This is a genomic window from Escherichia sp. WS33 (assembly GCF_046486385.1).
In the GTDB taxonomy this organism is placed as follows: Bacteria; Pseudomonadota; Gammaproteobacteria; order Enterobacterales; family Enterobacteriaceae; genus ECMA0423.
Genome location: NZ_JBJQLJ010000025.1, coordinates 13,587 through 39,154 on the forward strand (window position 1 = coordinate 13,587; position 25,568 = coordinate 39,154).

The following is a 25,568-nucleotide window of genomic DNA, read 5'->3' on the forward strand; positions in this document are numbered from 1 at the left end:
GAAATCCCTTGCTATCGGGTAAACCTATCGCTAGGATTAGCAATCATTATCATTTAGATTACTATCCCGATTATGGCCTATCGTTCCGCACCGCTCTATGAAGATGTTATCTGGCGAACGCATCTCCAGCCACAGGATGCTGGGCTTGCACAAGCCGTACGTGCGACGATCGCCGAACATCGTGAACATTTGCTGGAGTTTATCCGCCTGGATGAACCCGCTCCGCTTAACGCCATGACGCTGGCGCAATGGTCATCACCGAATGCGCTAAGTTCTCTACTCGCGGTCTATTCCGATCATATCTATCGCAACCAACCAACGATGATCCGCGAGAACAAACCGCTGATCTCACTATGGGCACAATGGTATATCGGCCTGATGGTGCCACCATTAATGCTGGCGCTACTGACGCAGGAAAAGGCATTAGATGTGTCGCCGGAACATTTCCATGCTGAGTTTCACGAAACCGGCCGTGCCGCCTGTTTCTGGGTCGATGTGTGTGAAGATAAAAACGCAACACCACATTCGCCGCAGCAGCGAATGGAAAGGTTAATCAGCCAGGCGCTGGTTCCGGTTGTGCAGGCACTAGAAGCGACCGGAGAGATCAACGGCAAACTTATCTGGAGTAATACCGGTTATTTGATCAACTGGTATCTTACTGAGATGAAGCAACTGCTCGGCGAGGCGACGGTTGAATCGCTGCGCCATGCCCTCTTTTTTGAGAAAACGCTTACTACCGGTGAAGATAATCCACTCTGGCGTACCGTGGTGCTACGCGACGGCCTGCTGGTGCGCCGGACCTGCTGCCAGCGTTATCGCTTACCGGATGTGCAGCAATGTGGCGATTGTACGCTGAAATGAAAGCACTGCCGGGGAAGTAAACCCGGCATCATGCAGATTAATAGGGATGCAACACATTACTTGCTTCGCAATGCCGCATACATAACAGAATATCTGCGGCCTCCAACAACCCTGCATCAGAACTGACGCCCAGTTTCGACATCACATTAAATTTATGTGCACGGATCGTTTTGATATTGCGTTTAAGCTGCTCGGCAATTTGTGTCATTGAGTAGCCACGCGACATAAAGCGCAATATTTCTCTCTCCGTCGGGCTTAGCGTCCGGCTTTGGTTAATGTACCACTGATTGTTCAGTCGGTCGGTCGCCTGACGTACACCATTTAATGACAAAAAGAGTTCCTGATGAAAAATCTCCAGCGTTGACGCTTTACTTAATACACCGTCCAGCGGTGATGGCGACAATGAACCAATCAGCCGAGCTTCAATATCATCATCCGCAATAACTAAACGCCGGGTACGCGGAAACTTAATCGCCAGTTCAGTCAGGCAAGATAATCCCTCTCTGCGCTCACTTCTCATGGCAGAAAAAGAAAAAATGACCGCCGCAAATGAGATCCGCGACATGGCATCCTGAAATGACTCCTGACTGGTATAGGTATGGAGCTTATAAGGGTTACCCGCAAACTTTCTGAATAAACTCTCAATACCGATACTGCTCATGACGCATTTTTCTATGAGTGCGACATTTCTCTTCTTAATTCGGCTGTGTTCCATTCTGCGGCATCTCCATAAACAGAAGGCAAGTTAAGTTCTCTTGCACCCTGCGCGCTATTTATCCATGCATACATTTCAGCGTTGCTGTGAATTGCCAGTCGACGCATAGCACTGTTTTTTTGGGCGCTGATAGTTTTATTACTTTTCTTAAGCAACGAAGCTATCTGGTTGATGCCCCATCCTTTACCTAATAGCCGCAGTACCTTGCGCTCTGAAAGAGTGAGAATGACGGAGCGATAGCTAAAATCATGAGTTTCATTCATTGCCGGAGAGGTCAGCATGGCGCTGATACGCTCTGCGTGCGTATTGCCGGAACGTACGGTCTTGACCAGATTCTCAATGGGTTCAACATCAGACAATAACGTCGCCGTAGGGCACATGAGCAATTCTACTGCCTGGGAATACCAGGAGCGTGACACCATGAAAACCCAGTGAATTTCCCGATATTGTGAGATTAAAGAATAATAATGTTCACAAACAGAACGAGGATCTTCACTTTCACCGGCTAAATCAGCAATGACTAATCCGGAACGACGTAATTGTAATAAGGTAAGGTCCTCCGCAGAGGCGCTGGATATTATTTCATATTCAGGGAAGTGAGTCCTCATGACCTCTTTTAACCCTGCTTGCATAACAGGTATTTTACTGATAACAATTCCATTTTTGCAGCATCCTGGCAACATATTTCCTCCACATCCACTGTCTAAAAATCATGATGGTTTATTCAGGATATTCATTCCTTAAATGTTTCCAGCAAATTAATAGATTAAGCGAATAAATTATCCTTAGCATTCACTTTCATATCAGCATACTCCTGCTGCACAACAACTCCACTGCATGTGTCAGAAGGTTAGCATCAAATGATAACCTGGTGAAATAGCCTGGAGACATTTAAAATATCTACATTAAGTTGTTAGGAATACTTAATGAAAAACAGAAATCACATTCATTTAATTTATAATTAAATGATATCCCTTCCCGCAGAATGAAAAATCACACAACCAATATTTATTCAATGAAATCTGATGGTTTTAACTTGTTAACATTAAAAAACGTGCCCGGTTATCTATTATCCTGATTCGTAAAGGCCAAACAATAAATTCATTATAGTGATAATATTCATGTGATAGTTTGTTTGCGGCGAGAGATAATTCGCTTTTTATCACCGAGCTTGTCCCGATAACCAGGATTAATCAGCGCAATTTTGATCTTAACCTACCGCAAAACAACCGTGCTTCATGATACAAATGGATTCTCATTATCTGAACAATACGCAGCACGTCTATGACAAAGGGCGAGTTATGCAAACTGAGCAACAGCGAGCCGTAACACGGCTTTGTATCCAGTGTGGATTATTTCTTTTGCAACATGGTGCGGAAAGCGCGTTGGTTGATGAGCTTTCCTCACGACTGGGTCGGGCGTTGGGGATGGACAGCGTCGAAAGTTCTATCTCTTCGAACGCCATAGTGCTGACAACCATTAAAGATGGGCAATGCCTGACATCGACACGTAAAAATCACGATCGCGGCATTAATATGCATGTGGTGACTGAAGTCCAGCACATTGTGATTCTGGCGGAGCACCATCTGCTGGATTACAAAGGCGTAGAGAAACGATTTAGCCAAATTCAGCCATTACGTTACCCAAGATGGCTGGTAGCCTTAATGGTTGGCCTTTCTTGTGCCTGTTTCTGTAAACTCAATAAAGGTGGCTGGGATGGTGCCGTCATCACCTTCTTTGCCAGTACGGCCGCGATGTATATCCGCCAGCTGCTGGCACAACGTCATCTTCATCCACAAATCAACTTTTGCCTTACCGCTTTCGCCGCCACCACCATTTCCGGATTGCTTTTGCAACTTCCCACTTTCAGCAATACACCCACTATCGCGATGGCCGCCAGCGTTCTGCTGCTGGTGCCGGGATTTCCGTTGATTAATGCCGTCGCCGATATGTTTAAAGGCCACATCAATACCGGACTGGCACGCTGGGCGATCGCCAGTCTGCTGACACTGGCTACCTGCGTCGGCGTAGTGATGGCACTGACGATTTGGGGGCTACGCGGATGGGTGTGATCGAATTTCTGTTAGCGTTGGCGCAGGATATGATCCTCGCCGCCATTCCTGCGGTCGGCTTTGCGATGGTGTTCAACGTTCCCGTTCGGGCGTTACGCTGGTGTGCGCTGCTTGGCGCGATTGGTCATGGTTCACGAATGATCTTAATGACCAGCGGGCTGAATATTGAGTGGTCAACTTTTATGGCTTCTATGCTGGTCGGCACCATTGGTATTCAATGGTCGCGCTGGTATCTGGCGCATCCGAAAGTGTTTACCGTGGCGGCCGTTATCCCTATGTTCCCGGGCATATCGGCTTATACCGCAATGATTTCGGCGGTAAAAATCAGCCAGTTAGGTTACAGCGAACCGTTGATGATTACCCTGTTAACCAACTTTCTTACAGCTTCATCGATTGTTGGTGCGTTATCCATCGGTCTTTCCATTCCTGGATTATGGTTGTACCGCAAGCGCCCTCGCGTATAAAATTGCCTCGCTTAAGCACACGGATGAGAGACAGCCTCCTCTCCTCCGTGTGTTACTATAAAAGTTATCTCCCTTCTCGTTCATCGTTCCATATTTGAGAAACAGTATGTCTTCCAGAGTTTTGACCCCGGACGTCGTTGGTATTGACGCCCTGGTACACGATCACCAAACCGTTCTGGCAAAAGCTGAAGGCGGTGTGGTTGCCGTATTTGCTAACAATGCCCCGGCGTTTTATGCCGTCACGCCTGCACGCCTGGCTGAACTGCTGGCGCTGGAAGAAAAGCTGGCGCGTCCGGGAAGCGATGTCGCTCTGGACGATCAACTCTATCAGGAACCGCAAGCCGCTCCCGTTGCTGTCCCCATGGGGAAATTCGCCATGTATCCGGACTGGCAACCCGATGCCGACTTTATCCGCCTGGCGGCGCTATGGGGCGTGGCGCTAAGAGAGCCGGTAACCACCGAAGAACTGGCCTCATTCATTGCCTACTGGCAGGCGGAAGGTAAAGTCTTTCACCATGTGCAGTGGCAACAAAAACTGGCGCGCAGCCTGCAAATCGGTCGTGCCAGCAACGGCGGACTGCCGAAACGAGATGTGAATACGGTCAGCGAACCTGACAGCCAAATTCCACCAGGATTCAGAGGGTAACGATGAAAAACGTTGGCGACCTGATGCAACGCCTGCAAAAAATGATGCCTGCCCATATCAAACCCGCATTCAAAACGGGTGAAGAACTACTGGCCTGGCAAAAAGAACAAGGGGCGATCCGCTCCGCCGCTCTCGAACGTGAAAATCGGGCGATGAAAATGCAGCGCACCTTTAACCGCTCCGGTATTCGTCCACTGCATCAGAACTGCTCCTTTGAGAACTATCGCGTTGAGTGTGAAGGGCAGATGAATGCGTTAAGCAAAGCGCGCCAGTATGTCGAAGAGTTTGACGGCAACATCGCCAGCTTTATCTTTTCTGGTAAGCCAGGAACCGGCAAAAACCATCTGGCGGCGGCAATCTGCAACGAGCTGCTGCTACGCGGTAAATCCGTATTGATCATCACCGTGGCCGATATTATGTCGGCGATGAAAGATACCTTCAGGAATAGCGGTACCAGCGAAGAACAACTGCTTAACGATCTGAGCAACGTTGATCTGCTGGTGATCGATGAGATCGGCGTGCAGACCGAATCGAAATACGAAAAAGTGATCATCAACCAGATCGTCGATCGCCGCTCTTCTTCCAAACGCCCAACCGGGATGCTGACCAACAGTAATATGGAAGAGATGACCAAGTTGCTGGGCGAACGCGTGATGGACCGTATGCGCCTGGGTAACAGTTTGTGGGTGATCTTCAACTGGGATAGCTACCGTAGCCGGGTAACAGGTAAAGAGTATTAATCCCCGTTTCTGGCGGTATACTGCGACACAATTCCACCTTGAGTAATGATGATGAAAACTGTTAAACATCTTCTGTGCTGTGCCATTGCCGCCAGCGCATTAATTTCCACCGGGGTGCATGCTGCGTCCTGGAAAGATGCGCTCTCCAGCGCCACCAGCGAACTTGGCAACCAAAACAGCACGACACAGGAAGGCGGTTGGTCGCTCGCGTCATTAACTAACTTGCTTAGCAGCGGAAACCAGGCCTTAAGCGCAGATAACATGAACAATGCCGCAGGCATTCTGCAATACTGCGCGAAGCAAAAGCTGGCGTCGGTAACCGATGCCGAAAACATCAAGAATCAGGTGCTGGAAAAGCTGGGCCTGAACAGTGAAGAGCAAAAAGAAGACACCAACTATCTGGACGGCATTCAGGGTTTGCTGAAAACCAAAGATGGTCAGCAACTCAATCTGGATAACATCGGAACGACTCCGCTGGCAGAAAAGGTGAAAACCAAAGCCTGCGATCTGGTGTTAAAGCAGGGGCTGAACTTCATTTCCTGAACCGCGAAACGCCGCGTTTTAGCTGTTACCCGGCTGACGCGGCTCTCTCCTGCCCTTTTCCCTGCTCCTGGACGGTTTTCCCCCTGTTACACGGGAAGCGACCGCGATCAAAAAAGTCTGTTTATAAACTAATTCCTAACAACATCGCATTTTTTTGACACTAGAATTGCAGCAATATGGCGACGCCATTACATTGTGCTTCTCAAAAAGCTTAAACGTTGGCTAAACGGCCCGGTTTAGTGAGGATCGCCCGTTGTCAGAACTACTCTCTTTCGCCCTTTTTCTCGCCTCTGTGCTGATTTACGCATGGAAAGCGGGACGTAACACCTGGTGGTTTGCAGCCACATTAACGGTGCTGGGGCTATTTGTCGTTTTAAATATCACCCTGTTTGCCAGCGACTATTTTACTGGCGATGGTATTAACGACGCGGTTCTCTATACCTTAACCAACAGCCTGACCGGTGCTGGCGTCAGCAAATACATCCTGCCGGGTATCGGCATTGTGCTGGGGCTGACAGCGGTGTTCGGTGCGCTGGGCTGGATCCTGCGCCGTCGTCGCCATCATCCGCACCATTTTGGTTACAGCCTGCTGGCGCTCTTACTGGCGCTGGGTTCGGTGGACGCCAGCCCGGCATTTCGTCAGATAACGGAACTGGTGAAATCCCAGTCACGCGATGGCGACCCGGACTTTGCGGCTTATTATAAAGAGCCGTCGAAAACTATCCCTGACCCGAAACTCAACCTGGTTTATATCTACGGCGAAAGTCTCGAGCGGACCTATTTTGATAACGAAGCTTTCCCGGATCTCACGCCTGAACTGGGCGCGTTGAAAAATGAAGGCCTGGATTTCAGCCACACGCAGCAGCTGCCAGGAACGGATTACACGATTGCGGGCATGGTGGCTTCTCAGTGCGGCATACCGCTGTTTGCCCCCTTTGAAGGCAACGCCTCCGCCTCTGTCTCCAGCTTCTTCCCGCAGAACATCTGTCTGGGCGATATCCTGAAAAACTCGGGTTATCAGAACTATTTCGTGCAGGGCGCGAATCTGCGTTTTGCCGGTAAAGATGTGTTCCTGAAGTCGCATGGCTTCGACCACTTATACGGCTCAGAAGAGCTGAAAAGCGTGGTGGCCGACCCGCACTATCGCAACGACTGGGGATTCTACGACGATACCGTTCTCGATGAAGCGTGGAAAAAGTTTGAAGAGCTTTCCCGCTCAGGTCAGCGATTCTCACTGTTTACCCTGACAGTCGATACCCATCACCCGGATGGTTTTATCTCGCGTACCTGTAACCGCAAAAAATATGATTTTGACGGTAAGCCGAACCAGTCATTCAGCGCGGTAAGTTGCAGCCAGGAGAATATCGCGGCGTTTATCAACAAAATCAAAGCGTCACCGTGGTTTAAAGATACCGTCATCGTCGTCTCTTCTGACCATTTAGCGATGAACAACACGGCGTGGAAATACCTTAATAAGCAGGATCGCAATAACCTGTTTTTTGTCATTCGTGGCGACAAGCCGCAGCAAGAGACGCTGGCAGTGAAGCGTAACACGATGGATAACGGCGCGACGGTGCTGGACATTCTCGGTGGCGATAACTATCTCGGACTTGGTCGTAGCAGTTTATCCGGGCAGTCGATGTCGGAAATCTTCCTCAATATCAAAGAGAAAACATTGGCGTGGAAGCCGGATATCATCCGCCTGTGGAAATTCCCTAAAGAGATGAAAGAGTTCACTATCGACCAGCAGAAAAACATGATTGCCTTCTCGGGTAGCCATTTCCGTTTGCCGCTGCTGTTGCGGGTTTCAGACAAGCGCGTAGAACCGCTGCCGGAAAGTGAATACTCAGCACCGCTGCGTTTCCAGCTGGCCGATTTCGCTCCACGCGACAATTTCGTCTGGGTTGACCGTTGCTACAAGATGGCACAACTTTGGGCTCCGGAACTGGCACTCTCCACCGACTGGTGTGTCTCGCAGGGGCAGCTTGGCGGTCAGCAAATTGTCCAGCATGTTGATAAAACAATGTGGAAGGGCAAAACGGCATTTAAAGATACGGTCATCGACATGGCGCGTTACAAAAGCAATGTCGATACGCTGAAAATTGTTGATAACGATATTCGCTACAAAGCCGACAGTTTCATCTTCAACGTCGCCGGTGCGCCAGAAGAGGTGAAACAGTTTAGCGGGATTTCCCGTCCGGAGTCGTGGGGCCGCTGGTCCAACGCTCAGCTGGGCGATGAAGTAAAAATCGAGTACAAGCATCCGCTGCCGAAGAAATTTGACCTGGTGATTACCGCCAAAGCATACGGCAATAACGCCAGCCGTCCTATTCCGGTACGCGTAGGCAATGAAGAACAAACTCTTGTGCTGGGCAATGAAGTAACCACCACCACACTGCATTTCGATAACCCAACCGATGCCGACACACTGGTAATTGTGCCGCCGGAACCTGTCTCAACCAACGAAGGGAATATCCTCGGACACTCGCCGCGTAAGCTCGGGATCGGCATGGTGGAAATTAAAGTTGTGGAACGTGAAGGGTAATTCCTGACTGATGTGTAGGTCGCATAAGGTGCGACCTACACACCTTCTCCGGCCTACAAAACATCATTGAGAAACAGAAAAAAACAGCGCCCAACACTTCCCCGGACGCTGCATGGCAACTTTAATAATCTCGCCTTATCAGAAAGTAATTACACCCTTAATCAACTCACGATTGTTAATCACATCGCGCTCGTAGGTTTCTGCCAGCGTGGCGAACGGATAGCGATGGGTTAACATCATGTCGGCAGTGATTTTCCCTTCTGCCATCAGTCGACCGACTTTAGCGAAATCTTCCGGCGTGGCGTTGCGGCTGCCCATCATCGTCGTTTCTTTTTTATGGAATTCCGGATCGGAAAACTGCAACTCACCTTTAAACAGGCCGACAAATACCACCGTGCCGCCGTGACGAATCAGATTCACGGTGTTATTCATCGCATGTTGATTACCTGTCGCGTCGATCACTTTCTGCGCCAGCGAACCACCAAACTGCGCCCGTAGCTGCGCGTCAAAATCTTCGGCTGACGGGTCCAGTACAGGTAATTCCAGACGCGTTGCCACATGTTCACGGCGCGCTGGACTGGTATCCGCCACCACCACCTGTGCGCCATCGGCTTTAGCGATTGCCGCCGCGCCCAGACCGATTGGCCCCGCCCCGACCACCAGCACCTGCTCGCCGGGAGCAATGGCTGCGCGACGCACCGCATGAGCGCTAATAGCGAAAGGTTCAATCAATGCTGCCGCCTGCGGGTCAATACCGTCTGCGGGCAAAATGTTCGCCACCGGCACGCTCAAATACTCACTAAAACCGCCATCCTGATGCACGCCAATGACTGAAATTTTTTCACAGCAATTGGTACGCCCGCTTTTACACGCCGGGCATTGCTGACAGGCAACATAAGGGATCACAGCAACTTGCTGACCATTTTTAAGATCAGCAATATTTTTACCCAGCCCAACAATCTCCCCACATATTTCATGGCCTAAAACACGTGGATAACTAAAAAATGGTTGATTTCCACCCCAGGCATGAATATCGGTACCGCAAATCCCGACAGACTTAATTTTTATTAATGCTTCATTGTCACCCGGAATAGGTATCTCGCGTTGTTTCCAGACTAATTCTTTCGGCTGCTGGCAAATTAAAACATTCATCGTAGACATGATTCGGCTCTCCATTTTTTGTTGCCTTAGATATCAATGAAAATGAAAAATGGCAGCGGAACGGAAAATCTGTTTTGTGAAAACACACGCATAAAAATGTTTTAAATCGGGTTTTAATGGACTCACAAGGAGGAAAATATGAGTCGTTCACAAAATTTACGCCACAATGTGATTAACCAGGTCATTGATGATATGGCGCGGGGTCATATCCCTTCCCCACTTCCATCGCAAAGTGCGCTGGCGGAAATGTACAACATCAGCCGCACAACAGTGCGTCATATTCTCAGCCACTTACGCGAATGCGGCGTCTTAACGCAGGTTGGAAACGACTATGTTATTGCGCGTAAACCTGACCATGATGACGGTTTCGCCTGTACTACCGCTTCAATGAGTGAACAAAACAAAGTGTTTGAGCAGGCTTTTTTCACGATGATAAACCAGCGTCAGTTACGCCCTGGGGAAACTTTTTCTGAACTGCAACTGGCTCGGGCCGCGGGTGTCAGCCCGGTGGTTGTAAGAGAATATCTTTTAAAATTCGGCCGTTATAATCTTATTCAAAGCGAAAAACGCGGCCAGTGGAGCATGAAGCAATTCGATCAATCCTACGCCGAGCAGCTGTTTGAGCTACGCGAAATGCTCGAAACACATTCACTTCAGCACTTTCTCAACCTGCCTGATCATGATCCCCGCTGGCTGCAGGCGAAAACCATGCTCGAACGTCATCGGCTACTGCGTGACAACATCGGCAATAGCTTTCGCATGTTCTCGCAACTTGACAGAGATTTTCACTCCTTACTGCTTTCAGCTGCCGACAATATCTTTTTTGATCAATCGCTTGAGATCATCTCAGTCATCTTTCATTTTCACTATCAATGGGACGAAAGCGATCTTAAACAGCGCAATATCATTGCCGTCGATGAGCATATGACCATTCTCAGCGCTCTGATTTGCCGCAGTGACCTTGATGCCACCCTTGCGCTCCGTAACCATTTGAATTCAGCTAAACAATCAATGATTCGAGCCATTAATGAGAACACGCGTTATGCTCATTAAGTACGGATTAAAAACAGCAAACTATTAGCGGGTGCACGGTTTTATCAAAAGATAAATACCGGGAAATTCCCGCTTACCTATGCTCACAATCAGTCGACTAAAAATTTTTTTGTGAGCGGTAGTAAAGTCCTAAAACTTTAACCTGCCGTTAATGTCAACCTTGCGTAATTCACAATTACGTAAACAATTAAAATTATAAATACAGGAGTCCGGCGTGGAAAAAGAAAATATCACCCTCGATCCGCGTTCTTCATTTACTCCATCTTCGTCGGCAGATATTCCCGTGCCACCAGATGGATTAGTTCAACGCAGTACCCGAATTAAACGCATTCAAACCACCGCCATGTTGTTATTATTTTTTGCGGCGGTAATCAATTATCTCGACCGCAGTTCGCTGTCGGTAGCAAATTTAACGATTCGTGAAGAATTGGGATTAAGTGCCACCGAAATCGGCGCTTTGCTCTCCGTGTTTTCACTCGCTTACGGGATTGCGCAACTTCCTTGCGGCCCACTATTGGATCGTAAAGGCCCACGCCTGATGCTGGGACTGGGGATGTTCTTCTGGTCACTGTTCCAGGCAATGTCTGGCATGGTGCACAACTTTACGCAGTTCGTGTTGGTGCGTATCGGTATGGGGATTGGTGAAGCGCCGATGAACCCATGCGGTGTAAAAGTCATTAACGACTGGTTCAACATCAAAGAGCGCGGACGCCCGATGGGCTTCTTCAACGCAGCTTCTACCATTGGCGTTGCCGTAAGCCCACCGATTCTGGCGGCGATGATGCTGGTGATGGGCTGGCGCGGGATGTTTATTACCATTGGTGTACTGGGGATTTTTCTCGCCATCGGCTGGTATATGCTCTATCGCAACCGCGAGCACGTAGAACTGACTGCCGTTGAACAAGCTTATCTCAATGCAGGTAGCGTCAATGCCCGCCGAGATCCGCTCAGTTTTGCCGAATGGCGCAGCCTGTTCCGTAACCGTACAATGTGGGGAATGATGCTCGGATTCAGTGGCATCAACTACACTGCGTGGCTGTATCTGGCCTGGCTTCCTGGTTACCTGCAAACAGCCTATAACCTGGATTTAAAAAGCACAGGGTTGATGGCGGCTATCCCTTTCCTGTTTGGGGCTGCCGGGATGCTGGTCAACGGTTACGTTACTGACTGGCTGGTCAAAGGGGGAATGGCTCCGATTAAAAGCCGTAAGATCTGCATTATTGCCGGGATGTTCTGTTCTGCCGCCTTTACGCTGGTCGTACCACAAGCGACAACATCCATGACGGCGGTTCTGCTGATTGGCATGGCACTGTTCTGTATTCACTTTGCCGGAACATCCTGCTGGGGCTTGATCCACGTCGCAGTTGCTTCTCGCATGACTGCGTCGGTGGGCAGTATCCAGAACTTTGCCAGCTTCATCTGCGCCTCTTTTGCGCCGATCATTACTGGTTTTATTGTTGATACCACCCACTCATTCCGTCTGGCACTAATCATCTGCGGTTGCGTCACCGCAGCGGGGGCACTGGCGTACATCTTCCTGGTTCGTCAGCCGATCAACGACCCACGTAAAGATTAATCTCCTTATGCCCGATAACATTTTGCTTATCGGGCATTTTCATGGCGATTAAAATGTTTCCCAGTTCTCCTCGCTATCTGCCACGGCCATTTTACGCGGCGCAGCTGGCGTCACGGTTTTTACCACAGCCGATGTTTCACGCTGCTGTTGCTGAATCCGGAACACTGCCACTGCTTCGGTCAGGCGACTGGCCTGCTCTTCCAGCGCGGCGGCGGCGGCGGCAGATTCTTCCACCAGCGCGGCGTTCTGTTGAGTTACCCGGTCCATCTCAGCAACCGCTAAGCCAACCTGATCGATACCACGGCTCTGCTCATCAGAAGCAGAAGCTATTTCGCCCATAATGTCCGTCACGCGGGTCACAGCACTGACAATCTCCGCCATTGTTTCCCCGGCGCTTTCGACCAGTGTAGAGCCAACATCCACTTTCCCCACCGAGTCTTCAATAAGGCTTTTAATTTCACGAGCCGCCTGAGCGCTACGCTGGGCCAGATTACGCACTTCTCCCGCAACCACCGCAAAACCGCGCCCTTGCTCACCCGCACGCGCTGCTTCAACCGCCGCGTTCAAAGCCAGAATATTGGTCTGGAAGGCAATGCCGTCAATTACGCTGATAATATCGGCGATTTTCTGCGAACTGGTGGAGATATCGCGCATAGTCTGCACCACGTTATCTACCACTTTGCCGCCCCGTTGCGCCGTTTCAGAAGCACTTAATGCCAGATGGCTGGCCTGGCGCGCATTCTCGGCGTTCTGTTTCACCGTTGCGGTCAGTTGCTCCATGCTGGCTGCCGTCTCTTCCAGCGAAGCGGCCTGTTGCTCGGTGCGCGAAGAGAGATCGTTATTGCCGGTAGCGATTTCGCTGGCACCGCTATAGATGGCATTGGCCCCGTTGCGCACATCACCGACGGTACGCATCAGCTCTCCCTGCATATGGCGCAAACTCTCTGCCAGTTGCCCCATCTCATTAGAGCCATCCACCTCAATCGGTTTCACCAGATCGCCGCCTGCAATATGACGGATGCTGTCAATCAGGCGATTCATTGGCGCTACCAGCGAGGCTTTAATACCGAACCAGACGGCGAAGATGACCGCCAGTACGACGATCATCACGCCCACCAGAATCCACATCGCCTGGCTGTAGGAGGCATTGTTATCGCTGACGGCGATATCATAGAGCCGATCGTTTTGCTCCATGTAAGCCACATACTGCTTCTCGAAACCGTCTTGATATCCCTGGGTCGGCTGATCAAAGAACTCGTTGATTTTGCCTGCACCTAACAGTTGGATCAGCTCCGCCAGCGCATTGTGATAAATATCGTAATTACGTTTGATCTCTGCCGCTGCGGCGGTGCTCTGACGCGGGTCACGCGGCAACGCTTCGTAATCCGCCCAGTTTTTTTCCGCCTGTTTCAGCGAAATACTGGCACTCTGCATCAGCTCAGCAACGGTTGAACCGCTACCAATATTATTCTGATCCATCATGTAGCGGATACCCGCGCGGTTGAGGGTGTTACGCGTCTGCAACAACGCGACCCAGCTGCCATTCAGCGTGGATTGCTGCTGGCGAATGGTTTGTAAAACAGTGAAATTTTCTTTGTCATTCTTTAAGGCATTAAAGAACAGACCGCCTGATGTCAGTTGTAAAAGGCCAAAAACGGCCAAAACCAGCAGTAAGCTGGTCACGATCTTGATACGTTTTAACATGGTTTCTCTTTCCTGTGGACCGATGCAAGATTTTCGGCCTGGAAAGCAAAAACTTTATGAAAAGGTGTAACCCGCCATCCATGGAAAAACCAGGCGCTGGTTATCAGATACTAAAAAGTTATTCATTATCGCCCGGGATGGCTTCTTGTCGGGAATTGCCCAGAGCAATAAATTCCTCTAACAGATGGGTTAACTGTTGCATTTTCTCGGCAGTAAACTGAGCTTCAATCTGCCGATAGGCTTCTTCAATCTGTGTCTGAGCGCGGTTATACAGCGCCTGCCCCTCTTTGGTTAGCGAGATATAGAGCTTCCGCTGATCATTGATCGGCTTTAATCGCAACACTAAACCGTCGCGTTCCATCCGCGTAAGGATCCCGGTCAGGCTTGGGCGCAAAATGCAGGCGCGATACGCCAGATCGTGAAAATCCATTGATGGGCTTTCCGCCAGAATACGCACGATGCGCCACTGTTGCTCAGTCAAATTATGCCGTTTAACGATTGGGCGAAAATAACTCATCGCCGCTTCTCGCGCCTGGAGCAACGCAATGGTTAGAGAGTCGTGCATTATCTTTCCCCTGAAAAATTCAAAATCATTAATATAGAAACAGTTAATCATCACGTTACCGGGACTGCGCTGCCCCTGCAATTCTTCATTTTATCAAAATTGAGCATATTTTGTTAACTTGCTGATATTTAATATTTTATTATCTTTAAATGTAAATAGTTTGTTAATTAGATCACATTTACATCACTTACTTTTGCCAAACTACGCAATCGGGAATAAAAGTAATCATTAACATATTAATGATTAAAATGATCGAATCCGAGGAGTGGTAATGAAAGGCACTATCTTCGCCGTAGCGTTGAACCATCGCAGCCAACTTGATGCATGGCAGGAAGCGTTCCAGCAATCCCCCTACAAAGCCCCGCCTAAAACTGCGGTCTGGTTTATTAAACCGCGCAATACGGTGATTGGTTGCGGTGAACCGATTCCCTTTCCACAGGGTGAAAAGGTACTGAGCGGTGCGACTGTTGCGCTGATTGTGGGAAAAACGGCGACGAAAGTAGGTGAAGAAGATGCGGCAGAGTACATCGCCGGATATGCGCTGGCTAACGACGTCAGCCTGCCGGAAGAGAGCTTTTACCGCCCGGCAATCAAAGCAAAATGTCGTGATGGATTCTGCCCCATTGGCGAAACCGTGGCTCTCAGCAATGTCGATAATCTGACCATCTATACCGAGATCAACGGGCGTCCTGCCGATCACTGGAATACCGCCGATTTACAACGTAACGCCGCGCAGTTGCTGAGCGCCCTGAGCGAATTTGCCACACTGAATCCAGGCGATGCCATTCTGCTCGGCACGCCACAGGCGCGCGTGGAAATACAGCCAGGCGATCGCGTTCGTGTTCTCGCAGAAGGTTTCCCGCCGCTGGAAAATCCGGTAGTGGACGAACGTGAAGTGACCACGCGCAAGAGCTTCCCAACGCAGCCACACCCGCACGGCACGCTGTTTGCCCTCGGCCTGAACTACGCCGACCACGCCAGCGAACTGGAATTTAAGCCACCGGAAGAACCGCTGGTGTTCCTGAAAGCGCCAAATACCCTCACTGGCGATAACCAGACCTCCGTGCGTCCAAACAATATTGAATACATGCACTATGAAGCGGAGCTGGTGGTAGTTATTGGCAAACAGGCGCGTAACGTCAGCGAAGCCGATGCCATGGATTATGTCGCGGGCTACACCGTGTGTAACGACTACGCCATTCGCGACTATCTGGAAAACTACTACCGCCCTAACCTGCGGGTCAAAAGCCGCGACGGACTGACGCCGATGCTTTCAACCATCGTGCCGAAAGAGGCGATCCCGGACCCGCATAATCTGACCCTTCGCACCTTCGTCAACGGCGAGTTACGCCAGCAAGGCACCACCGCCGATCTGATCTTCAGCGTGCCCTTCCTGATCGCCTACTTAAGCGAATTTATGACCCTGAATCCGGGCGACATGATCGCCACCGGCACACCAAAAGGCTTATCTGACGTGGTGCCTGGCGATGAAGTGGTGGTGGAAGTAGAAGGCGTGGGCCGCCTGGTGAACCGAATTGTGAGTGAGGAAACAGCGAAATGAAAAAAGTAAATCATTGGATCAACGGTAAAAATGTTGCAGGTAACGACTACTTCCAGACTACCAATCCGGCAACGGGTGAAGTGCTGGCGGATGTGGCCTCCGGCGGTGAAGCGGAGATCAATCAGGCGGTAGCGGCAGCGAAAGAGGCGTTCCCGAAATGGGCCAATCTGCCGATGAAAGAGCGCGCGCGCCTGATGCGCCGTCTGGGCGATCTGATCGACCAGAACGTGCCGGAGATCGCCGCGATGGAAACCGCGGACACGGGCCTGCCGATCCATCAGACCAAAAATGTGTTGATCCCACGCGCTTCTCACAACTTTGAATTTTTCGCGGAAGTCTGCCAGCAGATGAACGGCAAGACTTATCCGGTCGACGACAAGATGCTCAACTACACGCTGGTGCAGCCGGTAGGCGTTTGTGCACTGGTGTCACCGTGGAACGTGCCGTTTATGACCGCCACCTGGAAGGTCGCGCCGTGTCTGGCGCTGGGCAATACCGCGGTACTGAAAATGTCGGAACTCTCCCCGCTGACCGCCGACCGCCTGGGTGAGCTGGCGCTGGAAGCTGGTATTCCGGCGGGCGTGCTGAACGTGGTACAGGGCTACGGCGCAACCGCAGGGGATGCGCTGGTCCGTCATCATGACGTGCGTGCCGTGTCGTTCACCGGCGGTACGGCGACCGGGCGCAACATCATGAAAAACGCCGGGCTGAAAAAATACTCCATGGAACTGGGCGGTAAATCGCCGGTGCTGATTTTTGAAGATGCTGATATTGAACGCGCGCTGGACGCCGCCCTGTTCACCATCTTCTCGATCAACGGCGAACGCTGCACCGCCGGTTCGCGCATCTTTATTCAGCAAAGCATCTACCCGGAATTCGTTAAACGCTTTGCCGAACGCGCCAACCGTCTGCGCGTGGGCGATCCGAACGATCCGAATACCCAGGTTGGCGCGCTTATCAGCCAGCAGCACTGGGAAAAAGTCTCCGGCTATATCCGTCTCGGCATTGAAGAAGGCGCAACCCTGCTGGCGGGCGGCCCGGATAAACCGTCCGACCTGCCTGCGCACCTGAAAGGCGGCAACTTCCTGCGCCCAACCGTGCTGGCAGACGTTGATAACCGTATGCGCGTCGCCCAGGAAGAGATTTTCGGGCCGGTCGCCTGCCTGCTGCCGTTTAAAGACGAAGCTGAAGGCTTACGCCTGGCAAACGACGTGGAGTACGGCCTCGCGTCGTACATCTGGACTCAGGATGTCAGCAAAGTGCTGCGTCTGGCGCGTGGCATTGAAGCTGGCATGGTGTTCGTCAACACCCAGAACGTGCGTGATTTGCGCCAGCCGTTTGGCGGCGTAAAAGCCTCCGGCACCGGGCGTGAAGGCGGTGAGTACAGCTTCGAAGTGTTCGCGGAAATGAAGAACGTCTGCATTTCCATGGGCGACCATCCAATTCCGAAATGGGGAGTCTGATATGGGTAAGTTAGCGTTAGCCGCCAAGATCACGCACGTACCGTCGATGTATCTCTCTGAACTGCCAGGGAAAAACCACGGTTGCCGCCAGGGCGCGATCGACGGGCATAAAGAGATCAGCAAGCGTTGCCGGGAAATGGGCGTCGATACCATTATCGTTTTCGATACCCACTGGCTGGTCAACAGTGCTTATCACATCAACTGTGCAGACCATTTTGAAGGCATCTACACCAGCAACGAGCTGCCGCATTTTATCCGCGATATGACCTACAACTACGAGGGCAACCCGGAGTTGGGGCAGCTTATTGCCGATGAAGCCTTAAAGCTCGGCGTGCGGGCAAAAGCGCACAACATTCCCAGCCTGAAACTGGAATACGGCACGCTGGTACCGATGCGCTACATGAATGAAGACAAGCACTTCAAAGTGGTCTCCATTTCGGCTTTCTGCACGGTTCACGATTTTGCTGACAGCCGCAAGCTGGGCGAAGCGATTCTGAAAGCGATCGAACAGTACGACGGCACCGTGGCGGTCCTTGCCAGCGGTTCGTTATCGCACCGCTTTATTGACGATCAGCGTGCAGAAGAAGGGATGAACAGCTACACCCGCGAGTTCGACCGCCAGATGGACGAGCGCGTGGTGAAGTTGTGGCGCGAAGGCCAGTTCAAAGAGTTCTGCAATATGCTGCCGGAGTACGCCGACTACTGCTACGGCGAAGGCAATATGCACGACACGGTGATGCTGCTGGGGATGCTCGGCTGGGATAAATACGACGGCAAGGTGGAGTTTATCACCGAGCTATTCCCAAGCTCTGGCACCGGTCAGGTTAACGCTGTTTTCCCGCTTCCCGCGTAAGGAACCACCATGCCGCACTTTATCGTGGAATGTACTGAAAATATTCGTGAAGAAGCCCGCTTACCTGAGCTGTTTGCCAGTGTTAACACTGCACTGGCGGCAACGGGGATTTTTCCGCTTGGGGGAATACGTAGCCGGGCGCACTGGATCGATACCTGGCAAATGGCTGATGGCAAGCACGATTACGCCTTTGTGCATATGACGCTAAAAATCGGCAGCGGGCGCAGCCTGGAAAGCCGTCAGGAAGTGGGCGAAATGCTGTTTGATCTGATTAAAACGCACTTCGCCTCACTGATGGAGAGCCGTTACCTGGCGCTTTCATTTGAGATTGCAGAGCTGCACCCGACGCTGAATTTTAAACAAAACAACGTGCACGCGTTGTTTAAATAAATTTGCACCAGCTTCCAGGCCGGATGATAAGGCGCAGCCGCATCCGGCAATGCCACAGGATATCGCTATGTTCGATAAACACACCCACACCCTGATCGCCCAGCGTCTGGATCAGGCAGAAAAACAGCGCGAACAGATCCGCGCGATCTCGCTGGATTACCCGGAGATCACCATCGAAGACGCTTACGCGGTGCAGCGTGAATGGGTTCGACTGAAAATCGCCGAAGGTCGCACGCTGAAAGGCCACAAAATCGGCCTGACCTCGAAAGCGATGCAGGCCAGCTCACAAATCAGCGAGCCGGATTACGGTGCCCTGCTGGATGACATGTTCTTCCACGATGGCAGCGATATCCCGACCGATCGCTTTATCGTGCCGCGCATTGAAGTGGAGCTGGCTTTCGTGCTGGCAAAACCGCTGCGTGGGCCAAACTGCACGCTGTTCGACGTCTACAACGCCACGGACTATGTGATCCCGGCGCTGGAGCTGATCGACGCTCGCTGCCACAACATCGATCCGGAAACCCAGCGCCCGCGCAAAGTGTTCGACACCATTTCCGATAACGCCGCCAACGCCGGGGTGATCCTCGGCGGTCGTCCGATCAAACCAGACGAACTGGATCTGCGTTGGATCTCCGCCCTGATGTATCGCAATGGCGTGATTGAAGAAACCGGCGTCGCCGCTGGTGTGCTGAATCATCCGGCAAACGGCGTGGCCTGGCTGGCGAACAAACTCGCACCGTATGACGTACAACTGGAAGCCGGGCAAATCATTCTCGGCGGTTCGTTCACCCGCCCGGTTCCGGCGCGTAAGGGCGACACCTTCCACGTCGATTACGGCAACATGGGCTCCATTAGCTGCCGCTTTGTTTAAGGAGAGAACGATGGAAAACAGTTTTAAAGCGGCGCTGAAAGCAGGCCGTCCGCAGATTGGATTATGGCTGGGGCTGAGCAGCAGCTACAGCGCGGAGTTACTGGCCGGAGCAGGATTCGATTGGTTGTTGATCGACGGTGAGCACGCGCCGAATAACGTGCAAACCGTGCTCACCCAGCTACAGGCGATTGCGCCCTACCCCAGCCAGCCGGTGGTACGTCCGTCGTGGAACGATCCGGTGCAAATCAAACAACTGCTGGACGTCGGCACACAAACCTTGCTGGTGCCGATGGTACAAAACGCTGACGAAGCCCGTGAAGCGGTACGCGCCACCCGTTATCCCCCCGCCGGTATTCGCGGTGTGGGCAGTGCGCTGGCCCGAGCCTCGCGCTGGAATCGTATTCCTGATTACCTGCAAAAAGCCAACGATCAAATGTGCGTGCTGGTGCAGATCGAAACGCGTGAGGCAATGAAGAACTTACCGCAGATTCTGGACGTGGAAGGGGTCGACGGCGTGTTTATCGGCCCGGCGGATCTGAGCGCCGATATGGGTTATGCCGGTAATCCACAGCACCCGGAAGTACAGGCCGCGATTGAGCAGGCGATCGTGCAGATCCGCGAAGCGGGCAAAGCGCCGGGGATCCTGATCGCCAATGAGCAACTGGCAAAACGCTATCTGGAACTGGGCGCGCTGTTTGTCGCCGTCGGCGTTGACACCACCCTGCTCGCCCGCGCCGCTGAAGCGCTGGCAGCACGGTTTGGCGCACAGGCCACGACCGTTAAGCCCGGCGTGTATTAATGCCGGATGCGCTGCACTTATCCGGCCTACACTCGCACCAAATCGTAGGCCGGATAAGGCGTTTACGCCGCATCCGGCAAAAAGCCGTACCAAATCGCGGACCGGATAAGGCGTTTGTGCGCATCCGCCATAAACCTTGTCGTACCCTACAAAAATCCCATTAGAGGAAGAAAAATGAGCGACACCTCACCTGCCATACCGGAGAGTATCGATCCGGCGAATCAGCATAAAGCGCTGACTGCCGGACAACAGGCGGTTATTAAGAAGCTGTTTCGCCGCCTGATCGTCTTTCTGTTCGTGCTGTTTATCTTCTCGTTCCTTGATCGCATCAACATCGGCTTTGCCGGACTCACGATGGGACGCGACCTCGGTCTGAGCGCCACCATGTTTGGCCTCGCTACCACCCTGTTCTATGCCGCTTATGTCATCTTCGGCATTCCCAGCAACATTATGCTGAGTATTGTCGGTGCGCGGCGCTGGATCGCCACCATCATGGTGCTTTGGGGCATCGCCTCTACTGCCACCATGTTTGCCACTGGCCCCACCAGCTTGTACGTACTGCGTATACTGGTTGGCATTACCGAAGCCGGCTTTCTGCCCGGCATTCTGCTGTATTTAACCTTCTGGTTTCCGGCCTATTTCCGCGCCCGTGCCAACGCCTTGTTTATGGTAGCAATGCCGGTAACGACAGCGTTGGGATCGATCGTTTCCGGCTACATTTTGTCGCTGGATGGCGTAATGGCATTAAAAGGCTGGCAGTGGCTGTTTTTGCTGGAAGGCTTCCCGTCGGTATTACTCGGCGTCATGGTGTGGTTCTGGCTTGATGACTCACCGGACAAAGCTAAGTGGCTGACGAAAGAAGACAAAAAATGCCTGCAAGAGATGATGGATAACGATCGTCTGACGCTGGTTCAGCCAGAGGGAGCCATCAGCCACCACGCCATGCAACAACGCAGTATGTGGCGGGAGATCTTCACTCCGGTGGTGATGATGTATACCCTGGCGTATTTCTGCCTGACCAACACACTTAGTGCGATCAGCATCTGGACACCGCAGATCCTGCAAAGTTTTAATCAGGGCAGCAGTAATATCACCATCGGCCTGCTGGCCGCCGTACCGCAGATTTGTACCATTCTCGGGATGGTCTACTGGAGCCGTCACTCAGATCGCCGCCAGGAACGAAGGCATCACACCGCCCTTCCTTATTTGTTCGCTGCCGCAGGTTGGTTACTGGCTTCGGCAACTGATCACAACATGATCCAGATGCTGGGGATCATTATGGCTTCGACCGGATCATTCAGCGCAATGGCGATTTTCTGGACAACACCGGATCAGTCCATCAGCCTGCGGGCACGAGCGATCGGTATTGCGGTGATCAACGCCACTGGCAACATTGGTTCAGCGTTAAGTCCGTTTATGATCGGCTGGTTGAAAGATTTGACCGGCAGCTTTAACAGTGGATTGTGGTTTGTTGCCGCGCTGCTGGTGATTGGTGCGGGGATTATCTGGGCGATTCCAATGCAGTCCTCCCGTCCGCGAGCGACCCCGTAAGGAACGACGATGTGTGACCGTCAGATTGCCAATATTGATATCAGCAAAGAGTACGATGAAAGCCTGGGCACGGACGATGTGCATTATCAGTCGTTCGCCCGCATGGCGGCCTTTTTTGGCCGCCATATGCTGCCACATCGCCACGAACAGTACTTTCAGATGCATTTCCTCAATAGCGGACAGATTGAGCTACAACTTGACGATCATCGCTACTCGGTGGAAGCGCCCCTGTTTGTCCTGACGCCGCCGTCAGTACCTCATGCGTTTATTACGGAGTCTGACGCCGACGGTCATGTGTTGACGGTACGGGAAGATCTGATCTGGCCCCTGCTGGAAGTTCTTTATCCGGGCACTCGGGAAACCTTCGGCCTGCCGGGGATTTGCCTGTCACTGGCAGATAAACCCGACGAACTGGCGGCGCTGGAACACTATTGGCAACTGATAGAGCGGGAATCGGTGGAACAACTGCCTGGACGGGAACACACCCTGACGTTACTGGCACAGGCAGTGTTCACCCTACTGCTGCGTAACGCAAAACTCGACGACCATGCCGCCAGCGGGATGCGCGGAGAATTAAAACTGTTCCAGCGTTTTAATATGCTGATTGAAAGCCATTTTCATCAGCACTGGACAGTACCGGATTACGCTAACGAACTGCATATCACCGAATCACGACTCACGGACATCTGCCGTCGCTTTGCCAACCGTCCGCCAAAACGGTTGATTTTCGACAGGCAGCTGCGAGAAGCCAAGCGGCTGCTGCTGTTTTCTGATAACGCCGTGAACAATATTGCCTGGCAACTCGGTTTTAAGGATCCGGCTTATTTTGCGCGCTTTTTTAATCGCTTAGTCGGTTGCTCGCCCAGTGCTTATCGCGCCAAAAAAGTACCTGTGACGTGAAAATCCCTTAGCCTTAACGGGAAACCAGGCACCACCTGCTATTCCCCTTTCTCCGCCTGGAGCAAGGGGATTTAGTAACGTCAAAAATCGCTAAAAGCGACCTCGATCACAAAACCGTACCCGACCTGAAAAGTACCAGCCATTGTCCCAAAAGTCTCTTCCCGTAATCGCCCCTGCAAGCTTCAATTGAATAACAAAAACAACACACAAAATTAACAATCGTATTCCGATTAATACTGTAGAGGTCGACATGAAACCAGAAGATTTCCGCGCCAGTACCCAACGTCCGTTCACCGGGGAAGAGTATCTGAAAAGCCTGCAGGATGGTCGCGAGATCTATATCTATGGCGAGCGAGTGAAAGACGTCACTACTCATCCGGCATTTCGTAATGCGGCAGCGTCTGTTGCCCAACTGTACGACGCGCTACACAAACCGGAGATGCAGGACTCTCTGTGCTGGAACACCGACACCGGCAGCGGCGGCTATACCCATAAATTCTTCCGCGTGGCGAAAAGTGCCGACGACCTGCGCCAGCAACGCGATGCCATCGCTGAGTGGTCACGCCTGAGCTATGGCTGGATGGGCCGTACCCCAGACTACAAAGCTGCTTTCGGTTGCGCACTGGGCGCGAATCCGGGCTTTTACGGTCAGTTCGAGCAGAACGCCCGTAACTGGTACACCCGTATTCAGGAAACTGGCCTCTACTTTAACCACGCGATTGTTAACCCACCGATCGATCGTCATTTGCCGACCGATAAAGTGAAAGACGTTTACATCAAGCTGGAAAAAGAGACTGACGCCGGGATTATCGTTAGCGGTGCGAAAGTGGTTGCCACCAACTCGGCGCTGACTCACTACAACATGATTGGCTTCGGCTCGGCACAAGTGATGGGCGAAAACCCGGACTTCGCACTGATGTTCGTTGCGCCAATGGATGCCGATGGCGTGAAATTAATCTCCCGCGCCTCTTATGAGATGGTCGCGGGTGCTACCGGCTCGCCATACGACTACCCGCTCTCCAGCCGCTTCGATGAGAACGATGCGATTCTGGTGATGGATAACGTGCTGATCCCATGGGAAAACGTACTGATCTACCGCGATTTCGATCGCTGCCGTCGCTGGACAATGGAAGGCGGTTTTGCCCGTATGTATCCGCTGCAAGCCTGTGTGCGCCTGGCAGTGAAATTAGACTTCATTACAGCACTGCTGAAAAAATCTCTCGAATGTACCGGCACCCTGGAGTTCCGTGGTGTACAGGCCGATCTCGGTGAAGTGGTGGCGTGGCGCAACACCTTCTGGGCATTGAGTGACTCGATGTGTTCTGAAGCGACGCCGTGGGTCAACGGGGCTTATTTACCGGATCATGCCGCACTGCAAACCTATCGCGTACTGGCACCAATGGCCTACGCGAAGATCAAAAACATTATCGAACGCAACGTTACCAGTGGCCTGATCTATCTCCCTTCCAGTGCCCGTGACCTGAACAATCCGCAGATCGACCAGTATCTGGCGAAGTATGTGCGCGGTTCGAATGGTATGGATCACGTCCAGCGCATCAAGATCCTCAAACTGATGTGGGACGCCATTGGCAGCGAGTTTGGTGGTCGCCACGAACTGTATGAAATCAACTACTCCGGTAGCCAGGATGAGATTCGCCTACAGTGTCTGCGCCAGGCACAAAGCTCCGGCAATATGGACAAGATGATGGCGATGGTTGATCGCTGCCTGTCGGAATACGACCAGAACGGCTGGACTGTGCCGCACTTGCACAACAACGACGATATCAACATGCTGGATAAGCTGCTGAAATAACGCAGCAGGAGGTTAAGATGCAATTAGATGAACAGCGCCTGCGCTTTCGTGACGCGATGGCCAGCCTGTCGGCAGCGGTAAATATTATCACCACCGAGGGCGACGCCGGACAATGCGGGATTACGGCAACGGCCGTCTGCTCGGTCACGGATACACCACCATCGCTGATGGTGTGCATTAACGCCAACAGTGCGATGAACCCGGTTTTTCAGGGCAACGGCAAGTTGTGCGTCAACGTCCTCAACCATGAGCAGGAACTGATGGCACGCCACTTCGCGGGCATGACGGGCATGGCGATGGAAGAGCGTTTTAGCCTCTCATGCTGGCAAAAAGGTCCGCTGGCGCAGCCGGTGCTAAAAGGTTCGCTGGCCAGTCTTGAAGGTGAGATCCGCGATGTGCAGGCAATTGGCACACATCTGGTGTATCTGGTGGAGATTAAAAACATCATCCTCAGTGCAGAAGGTCACGGACTTATCTACTTTAAACGCCGTTTCCATCCGGTGATGCTGGAAATGGAAGCTGCGATTTAAGCTCCAGCCCCTTCACGCATTCGTCGAAGGGGCATTTTTATTGTGATCTCAATCACATATCCACCCGATGAATAATTCTTGCCCAACCGCTCACCGCCATTCCTGACCGCTTACGTCCCTAAAATAACCACTCAGTTATTTACCTTACTTTACGCGCGCGTAACTCTGGCAACATCACTGCAGGATAGCGGT

Annotated in this window: 24 protein-coding genes; 19 read left to right on the top strand and 5 right to left on the bottom strand. The window is 51.9% G+C overall.

What is annotated here, in order from left to right; genetic code table 11:
- Nucleotides 1–72: 72 nt before the first annotated feature.
- Complete coding sequence (fhuF, locus tag ACJHXA_RS18175) at nt 73–861, top strand: siderophore-iron reductase FhuF (protein WP_000331602.1); 789 nt, start codon at nt 73–75, stop codon at nt 859–861.
- Between the two features lie 37 nt (nt 862–898).
- Here the strand turns inward: fhuF and bglJ are convergent, their stop codons facing one another.
- Nucleotides 899–1,576, bottom strand: a complete 678-nt coding sequence (gene bglJ / locus ACJHXA_RS18180) for a DNA-binding transcriptional activator BglJ (protein WP_001300509.1) — start codon at nt 1,574–1,576, stop codon at nt 899–901.
- The gene (locus ACJHXA_RS18185; protein ID WP_000936630.1) at nt 1,534–2,259 is read right to left on the bottom strand and encodes a helix-turn-helix domain-containing protein; all 726 of its coding nucleotides are present in this window, start codon (nt 2,257–2,259) and stop codon (nt 1,534–1,536) included. The genes bglJ and ACJHXA_RS18185 overlap by 43 nt, the downstream gene beginning before the upstream one ends.
- Before the next feature lie 618 nt (nt 2,260–2,877).
- Here ACJHXA_RS18185 and ACJHXA_RS18190 point away from each other — a divergent pair.
- The 6 genes from ACJHXA_RS18190 to opgB all read left to right on the top strand — a co-directional run bounded on the left by ACJHXA_RS18190 (nt 2,878) and on the right by opgB (nt 8,586).
- Nucleotides 2,878–3,648, top strand: a complete 771-nt coding sequence (locus ACJHXA_RS18190; RefSeq protein WP_001340933.1) for a threonine/serine exporter ThrE family protein — start codon at nt 2,878–2,880, stop codon at nt 3,646–3,648.
- Complete coding sequence (locus tag ACJHXA_RS18195) at nt 3,639–4,112, top strand: threonine/serine exporter (RefSeq protein ID WP_000538188.1); 474 nt, start codon at nt 3,639–3,641, stop codon at nt 4,110–4,112. The genes ACJHXA_RS18190 and ACJHXA_RS18195 overlap by 10 nt, the downstream gene beginning before the upstream one ends.
- Nucleotides 4,113–4,218: 106 nt before the next feature.
- On the top strand, nt 4,219–4,758 hold the full coding sequence (gene dnaT, locus ACJHXA_RS18200; protein WP_000098818.1) for a primosomal protein DnaT: 540 nt from the start codon (nt 4,219–4,221) through the stop codon (nt 4,756–4,758).
- Nucleotides 4,759–4,760: 2 nt separating this feature from the next.
- Entirely contained in the window at nt 4,761–5,498 is a 738-nt protein-coding gene (gene dnaC / locus ACJHXA_RS18205; RefSeq protein WP_000799911.1) for a DNA replication protein DnaC, read from the top strand.
- Between the two features lie 48 nt (nt 5,499–5,546).
- Nucleotides 5,547–6,041 carry a DUF2501 domain-containing protein YjjA gene (yjjA, locus tag ACJHXA_RS18210; protein ID WP_021533162.1) on the top strand — a complete coding sequence of 165 codons (495 nt, stop codon included), beginning with the start codon at nt 5,547–5,549 and terminating at the stop codon, nt 6,039–6,041.
- 253 nt (nt 6,042–6,294) lie between these two features.
- The gene (opgB, locus tag ACJHXA_RS18215) at nt 6,295–8,586 is read left to right on the top strand and encodes a phosphatidylglycerol--membrane-oligosaccharide glycerophosphotransferase (RefSeq protein WP_001292657.1); all 2,292 of its coding nucleotides are present in this window, start codon (nt 6,295–6,297) and stop codon (nt 8,584–8,586) included.
- A 138-nt stretch (nt 8,587–8,724) separates the two neighbouring features.
- On the opposite strand, the gene lgoD is transcribed toward opgB, so the two are convergent.
- On the bottom strand, nt 8,725–9,747 hold the full coding sequence (gene lgoD, locus ACJHXA_RS18220; protein ID WP_000106033.1) for an L-galactonate oxidoreductase: 1,023 nt from the start codon (nt 9,745–9,747) through the stop codon (nt 8,725–8,727).
- 138 nt (nt 9,748–9,885) lie between these two features.
- Between lgoD and ACJHXA_RS18225 the strand changes: the two genes are divergently transcribed.
- Nucleotides 9,886–10,800: a GntR family transcriptional regulator gene (locus ACJHXA_RS18225; RefSeq protein ID WP_103262139.1), complete on the top strand. Its 915-nt coding sequence runs from the start codon at nt 9,886–9,888 to the stop codon at nt 10,798–10,800.
- Between the two features lie 214 nt (nt 10,801–11,014).
- The gene (locus ACJHXA_RS18230; protein ID WP_000410129.1) at nt 11,015–12,376 is read left to right on the top strand and encodes an MFS transporter; all 1,362 of its coding nucleotides are present in this window, start codon (nt 11,015–11,017) and stop codon (nt 12,374–12,376) included.
- A 48-nt stretch (nt 12,377–12,424) separates the two neighbouring features.
- Here the strand turns inward: ACJHXA_RS18230 and tsr are convergent, their stop codons facing one another.
- Both tsr and hpaR read right to left on the bottom strand, forming a co-directional pair.
- Nucleotides 12,425–14,080 (bottom strand): methyl-accepting chemotaxis protein, encoded by a 1,656-nt coding sequence (gene tsr / locus ACJHXA_RS18235; protein WP_000919572.1) that lies wholly within the window; start codon nt 14,078–14,080, stop codon nt 12,425–12,427.
- 118 nt (nt 14,081–14,198) lie between these two features.
- Nucleotides 14,199–14,645: a homoprotocatechuate degradation operon regulator HpaR gene (hpaR, locus tag ACJHXA_RS18240; protein WP_000543915.1), complete on the bottom strand. Its 447-nt coding sequence runs from the start codon at nt 14,643–14,645 to the stop codon at nt 14,199–14,201.
- Nucleotides 14,646–14,916: 271 nt separating this feature from the next.
- Here hpaR and hpaG point away from each other — a divergent pair, with 271 nt between their 5' ends.
- The 10 genes from hpaG to ACJHXA_RS18290 all read left to right on the top strand — a co-directional run bounded on the left by hpaG (nt 14,917) and on the right by ACJHXA_RS18290 (nt 25,376).
- Nucleotides 14,917–16,206: a 4-hydroxyphenylacetate degradation bifunctional isomerase/decarboxylase gene (gene hpaG, locus ACJHXA_RS18245; RefSeq protein ID WP_000679076.1), complete on the top strand. Its 1,290-nt coding sequence runs from the start codon at nt 14,917–14,919 to the stop codon at nt 16,204–16,206.
- Nucleotides 16,203–17,669, top strand: a complete 1,467-nt coding sequence (gene hpaE / locus ACJHXA_RS18250) for a 5-carboxymethyl-2-hydroxymuconate semialdehyde dehydrogenase (protein WP_000757512.1) — start codon at nt 16,203–16,205, stop codon at nt 17,667–17,669. Before hpaG ends, hpaE begins: the two co-directional genes overlap by 4 nt.
- A 1-nt stretch (nt 17,670) precedes the next feature.
- Nucleotides 17,671–18,522: a 3,4-dihydroxyphenylacetate 2,3-dioxygenase gene (gene hpaD / locus ACJHXA_RS18255; protein ID WP_000516983.1), complete on the top strand. Its 852-nt coding sequence runs from the start codon at nt 17,671–17,673 to the stop codon at nt 18,520–18,522.
- A gap of 9 nt (nt 18,523–18,531) precedes the next feature.
- Complete coding sequence (locus tag ACJHXA_RS18260; RefSeq protein WP_001119868.1) at nt 18,532–18,912, top strand: 5-carboxymethyl-2-hydroxymuconate Delta-isomerase; 381 nt, start codon at nt 18,532–18,534, stop codon at nt 18,910–18,912.
- A gap of 67 nt (nt 18,913–18,979) precedes the next feature.
- Nucleotides 18,980–19,783 (top strand): 2-oxo-hept-4-ene-1,7-dioate hydratase, encoded by an 804-nt coding sequence (hpaH, locus tag ACJHXA_RS18265; protein ID WP_000459750.1) that lies wholly within the window; start codon nt 18,980–18,982, stop codon nt 19,781–19,783.
- Nucleotides 19,784–19,793: 10 nt separating this feature from the next.
- Nucleotides 19,794–20,582 carry a 4-hydroxy-2-oxoheptanedioate aldolase gene (gene hpaI, locus ACJHXA_RS18270; RefSeq protein WP_000431705.1) on the top strand — a complete coding sequence of 263 codons (789 nt, stop codon included), beginning with the start codon at nt 19,794–19,796 and terminating at the stop codon, nt 20,580–20,582.
- A 174-nt stretch (nt 20,583–20,756) separates the two neighbouring features.
- A complete protein-coding gene (hpaX, locus tag ACJHXA_RS18275) occupies nt 20,757–22,133 on the top strand; it encodes a 4-hydroxyphenylacetate permease (protein ID WP_001285769.1) in 1,377 nt (458 codons plus the stop codon).
- 9 nt (nt 22,134–22,142) lie between these two features.
- Nucleotides 22,143–23,033 carry a 4-hydroxyphenylacetate catabolism regulatory protein HpaA gene (gene hpaA, locus ACJHXA_RS18280; RefSeq protein WP_000332891.1) on the top strand — a complete coding sequence of 297 codons (891 nt, stop codon included), beginning with the start codon at nt 22,143–22,145 and terminating at the stop codon, nt 23,031–23,033.
- A gap of 250 nt (nt 23,034–23,283) precedes the next feature.
- Nucleotides 23,284–24,846: a 4-hydroxyphenylacetate 3-monooxygenase, oxygenase component gene (hpaB, locus tag ACJHXA_RS18285; protein WP_000801473.1), complete on the top strand. Its 1,563-nt coding sequence runs from the start codon at nt 23,284–23,286 to the stop codon at nt 24,844–24,846.
- A gap of 17 nt (nt 24,847–24,863) precedes the next feature.
- Nucleotides 24,864–25,376, top strand: a complete 513-nt coding sequence (locus ACJHXA_RS18290) for a 4-hydroxyphenylacetate 3-monooxygenase reductase subunit (protein ID WP_001175455.1) — start codon at nt 24,864–24,866, stop codon at nt 25,374–25,376.
- Nucleotides 25,377–25,568 lie beyond the last annotated feature (192 nt).

Excerpts from the sequence above, each read along its gene's own strand:
- fhuF (WP_000331602.1), top strand. The coding sequence starts at position 73 with ATGGCCTATCGTTCCGCACCGCTCTATGAAGATGTTATCTGGCGAACG.
- bglJ (WP_001300509.1), bottom strand. The coding sequence starts at position 1,576 with ATGGAACACAGCCGAATTAAGAAGAGAAATGTCGCACTCATAGAAAAA.
- ACJHXA_RS18185 (WP_000936630.1), bottom strand. The coding sequence starts at position 2,259 with ATGTTGCCAGGATGCTGCAAAAATGGAATTGTTATCAGTAAAATACCT.
- ACJHXA_RS18190 (WP_001340933.1), top strand. The coding sequence starts at position 2,878 with ATGCAAACTGAGCAACAGCGAGCCGTAACACGGCTTTGTATCCAGTGT.
- ACJHXA_RS18195 (WP_000538188.1), top strand. The coding sequence starts at position 3,639 with ATGGGTGTGATCGAATTTCTGTTAGCGTTGGCGCAGGATATGATCCTC.
- dnaT (WP_000098818.1), top strand. The coding sequence starts at position 4,219 with ATGTCTTCCAGAGTTTTGACCCCGGACGTCGTTGGTATTGACGCCCTG.
- dnaC (WP_000799911.1), top strand. The coding sequence starts at position 4,761 with ATGAAAAACGTTGGCGACCTGATGCAACGCCTGCAAAAAATGATGCCT.
- yjjA (WP_021533162.1), top strand. The coding sequence starts at position 5,547 with ATGATGAAAACTGTTAAACATCTTCTGTGCTGTGCCATTGCCGCCAGC.
- lgoD (WP_000106033.1), bottom strand. The coding sequence starts at position 9,747 with ATGTCTACGATGAATGTTTTAATTTGCCAGCAGCCGAAAGAATTAGTC.
- ACJHXA_RS18225 (WP_103262139.1), top strand. The coding sequence starts at position 9,886 with ATGAGTCGTTCACAAAATTTACGCCACAATGTGATTAACCAGGTCATT.
- tsr (WP_000919572.1), bottom strand. The coding sequence starts at position 14,080 with ATGTTAAAACGTATCAAGATCGTGACCAGCTTACTGCTGGTTTTGGCC.
- hpaR (WP_000543915.1), bottom strand. The coding sequence starts at position 14,645 with ATGCACGACTCTCTAACCATTGCGTTGCTCCAGGCGCGAGAAGCGGCG.
- hpaG (WP_000679076.1), top strand. The coding sequence starts at position 14,917 with ATGAAAGGCACTATCTTCGCCGTAGCGTTGAACCATCGCAGCCAACTT.
- hpaE (WP_000757512.1), top strand. The coding sequence starts at position 16,203 with ATGAAAAAAGTAAATCATTGGATCAACGGTAAAAATGTTGCAGGTAAC.
- hpaD (WP_000516983.1), top strand. The coding sequence starts at position 17,671 with ATGGGTAAGTTAGCGTTAGCCGCCAAGATCACGCACGTACCGTCGATG.
- ACJHXA_RS18260 (WP_001119868.1), top strand. The coding sequence starts at position 18,532 with ATGCCGCACTTTATCGTGGAATGTACTGAAAATATTCGTGAAGAAGCC.
- hpaH (WP_000459750.1), top strand. The coding sequence starts at position 18,980 with ATGTTCGATAAACACACCCACACCCTGATCGCCCAGCGTCTGGATCAG.
- hpaI (WP_000431705.1), top strand. The coding sequence starts at position 19,794 with ATGGAAAACAGTTTTAAAGCGGCGCTGAAAGCAGGCCGTCCGCAGATT.
- hpaX (WP_001285769.1), top strand. The coding sequence starts at position 20,757 with ATGAGCGACACCTCACCTGCCATACCGGAGAGTATCGATCCGGCGAAT.
- hpaA (WP_000332891.1), top strand. The coding sequence starts at position 22,143 with ATGTGTGACCGTCAGATTGCCAATATTGATATCAGCAAAGAGTACGAT.
- hpaB (WP_000801473.1), top strand. The coding sequence starts at position 23,284 with ATGAAACCAGAAGATTTCCGCGCCAGTACCCAACGTCCGTTCACCGGG.
- ACJHXA_RS18290 (WP_001175455.1), top strand. The coding sequence starts at position 24,864 with ATGCAATTAGATGAACAGCGCCTGCGCTTTCGTGACGCGATGGCCAGC.